This window comes from Planktotalea sp. (assembly GCF_049680325.1).
Classification (GTDB): Bacteria; Pseudomonadota; Alphaproteobacteria; order Rhodobacterales; family Rhodobacteraceae; genus Planktotalea.
On record NZ_JBAUHO010000321.1, the window covers coordinates 1 to 2,053 of the forward strand.

General features: G+C 55.5%; 4 protein-coding genes. All 4 read right to left on the reverse strand.

Annotation, left to right across the window (positions count from 1 at the left end; all coding sequences use genetic code 11):
* On the reverse strand, positions 1-192 hold a 192-nt coding region (locus WBC85_RS14465), incomplete at its 3' end, for an uL23 family ribosomal protein (RefSeq protein ID WP_424438700.1).
* On the reverse strand, positions 189-806 hold the full coding sequence (rplD, locus tag WBC85_RS14470) for a 50S ribosomal protein L4 (RefSeq protein ID WP_424438703.1): 618 nt from the start codon (positions 804-806) through the stop codon (positions 189-191). The genes WBC85_RS14465 and rplD, both read right to left, overlap by 4 nt.
* Positions 803-1,531 (reverse strand): 50S ribosomal protein L3, encoded by a 729-nt coding sequence (rplC, locus tag WBC85_RS14475; RefSeq protein WP_424438706.1) that lies wholly within the window; start codon positions 1,529-1,531, stop codon positions 803-805. The genes rplD and rplC overlap by 4 nt, the downstream gene beginning before the upstream one ends.
* A gap of 15 nt (positions 1,532-1,546) precedes the next feature.
* Positions 1,547-1,858: a 30S ribosomal protein S10 gene (rpsJ, locus tag WBC85_RS14480; RefSeq protein WP_424438709.1), complete on the reverse strand. Its 312-nt coding sequence runs from the start codon at positions 1,856-1,858 to the stop codon at positions 1,547-1,549.
* Positions 1,859-2,053: the final 195 nt, after the last annotated feature.

Genomic DNA, 2,053 nt, shown 5'->3' on the forward strand with positions numbered 1-2,053 from the left:
ACCTTTGGTGATGGACGTGTTCACGGCCTTCACCTTGACGCCAAAGAGAGCTTCAACAGCTTCTTTAATCATCGGCTTGTTGCTGTCGATTGCCACTTCGAAAACCACCGCGCCGTTTTCGGACGCCATTGTTGTTTTCTCAGTGATCAGCGGCTTGCGGATCACGTCGTAGTGTTTTGCTTGAGCGCTCATTTCAAACGGGCCTCCAATGCTTCGATACCCGCTTTCGTGATGACGAGTGTATCACGCTTGAGGATATCATAGACGTTTGCGCCCATGGACGGCAGAACATCGAGACCTTCGATGTTACGTGCTGCTTGCATGAAGTCTTCGTTCACGCTTGCGCCGTCGATGATTAGGGCACGTTTCCAACCCAATGCTGCGACCTGTTTGGCCAGAGCAGAGGTTTTCATTGCACCAGCGGCCGCGTCGATGATGACGAGTTCGCCAGCTTTCGCCTTTGCGGACAGAGCCAGTTTCAGACCCAATGCGCGGACCTTCTTGGGAAGATCGTGGCCGTGGGAGCGAACGACTGGGCCTTTGTAAACACCACCACCGCGGAAGATAGGCGCAGAGCGAGCACCGTGACGTGCGCCGCCGGTCCCTTTCTGACGATAGATCTTCTTGGTAGAGTATTTCACTTCGGAGCGCGTCTTTACCTTGTGGGTGCCGGCCTGCGCATTGTTACGCTGCCAACGAACCACACGGTGCAGAATGTCTGCACGTGGCTCCAGACCGAACAGGGCCTCATCGAGGTCCAAGGAACCGGCGCTGCCGCCGTCCAGTTTGATCACATCAATTTTCATGCTTCACCACCTTCCGCAGGCGCATCTTCGGCCGGAGCCGCCGCTACTGCTGCAGATTTAAGAGCCGCAGGGAAAGGAACGCCATCAGGCAATTTCTTTTTCACAGCGTCTTTGACTGTGACCCAACCGCCTTTGGAGCCCGGGACCGCGCCTTTAATCATGATAAGGCCGCGCTCTGCGTCCGTTCTCACGACTTCAAGGTTTTGCGTCGTCACGCGGGCAGCGCCCATGTGACCAGCCATTTTCTTGCCTTTGAAAACCTTACCGGGATCCTGACACTGACCAGTCGAGCCGTGCGAGCGGTGAGAGATAGATACACCGTGTGTCGCGCGAAGGCCGCCAAAGTTGTGACGCTTCATAGCACCCTGAAAGCCTTTACCGATGGATGTGCCGGACACGTCCACTTTCTGGCCTGCGAGGTAATGCTCGGCAGAGATCTCTTCGCCCACGTTGATGAGGTTGTCCTCGGACACGCGGAACTCGGCAACTTTACGCTTCGGTGCAACTTTCGCTGCTGCGAAGTGACCGCGCATCGCCTGAGATGTGCGCTTGGCTTTTGCTGTGCCTGCACCGAGCTGAACCGCTGTGTAGCCGTCCTTTTCGGATGTACGCTGTGCAACAACCTGAAGCGCGTCGAGTTGGAGAACGGTTACAGGGATCTGCTTGCCGTCTTCCATGAACAGTCGGGTCATGCCGACTTTCTTTGCAATGATTCCAGAGCGCATCTGTTTGATACTCCCTTAAACCTTGATCTCGACATCCACACCAGCAGCGAGGTCGAGCTTCATCAGCGCGTCAACGGTCTGGGGGGTCGGATCAATGATGTCCAGCATACGCTTGTGCGTACGAACTTCCCACTGGTCGCGGGATTTCTTGTTCACGTGTGGTGAACGAAGAACTGTGAACTTTTCAATCTTGTTCGGCAAAGGGATCGGGCCGCGTACGTCTGCGCCTGTCCGTTTTGCTGTATTTACGATTTCCTGAGTGCTCGCATCGAGAACCCGGTAATCAAACGCCTTCAGGCGAATGCGGATGGTCTGGCTACCTGCCATAATCATCACCCCTAAATTCAGGGTCTAGATCGGAGAGGAGGACAGCGGCTCATCCGGCACCCTCTTCGCGTCTTTATATCCGACATGAATAAGGGCACGCGTTTGGCGCACCCTTGTCGGTAGCGCGCGTATAGGGGGAGACGGGGGAGTTGGCAAGGGGGAGGCGGTGCAAAAGGAAATTTTCCATTCCTAGTC

Excerpts from the sequence above, each read along its gene's own strand:
- rpsJ (WP_424438709.1), bottom strand. The coding sequence starts at position 1,858 with ATGGCAGGTAGCCAGACCATCCGCATTCGCCTGAAGGCGTTTGATTAC.
- rplC (WP_424438706.1), bottom strand. The coding sequence starts at position 1,531 with ATGCGCTCTGGAATCATTGCAAAGAAAGTCGGCATGACCCGACTGTTC.
- rplD (WP_424438703.1), bottom strand. The coding sequence starts at position 806 with ATGAAAATTGATGTGATCAAACTGGACGGCGGCAGCGCCGGTTCCTTG.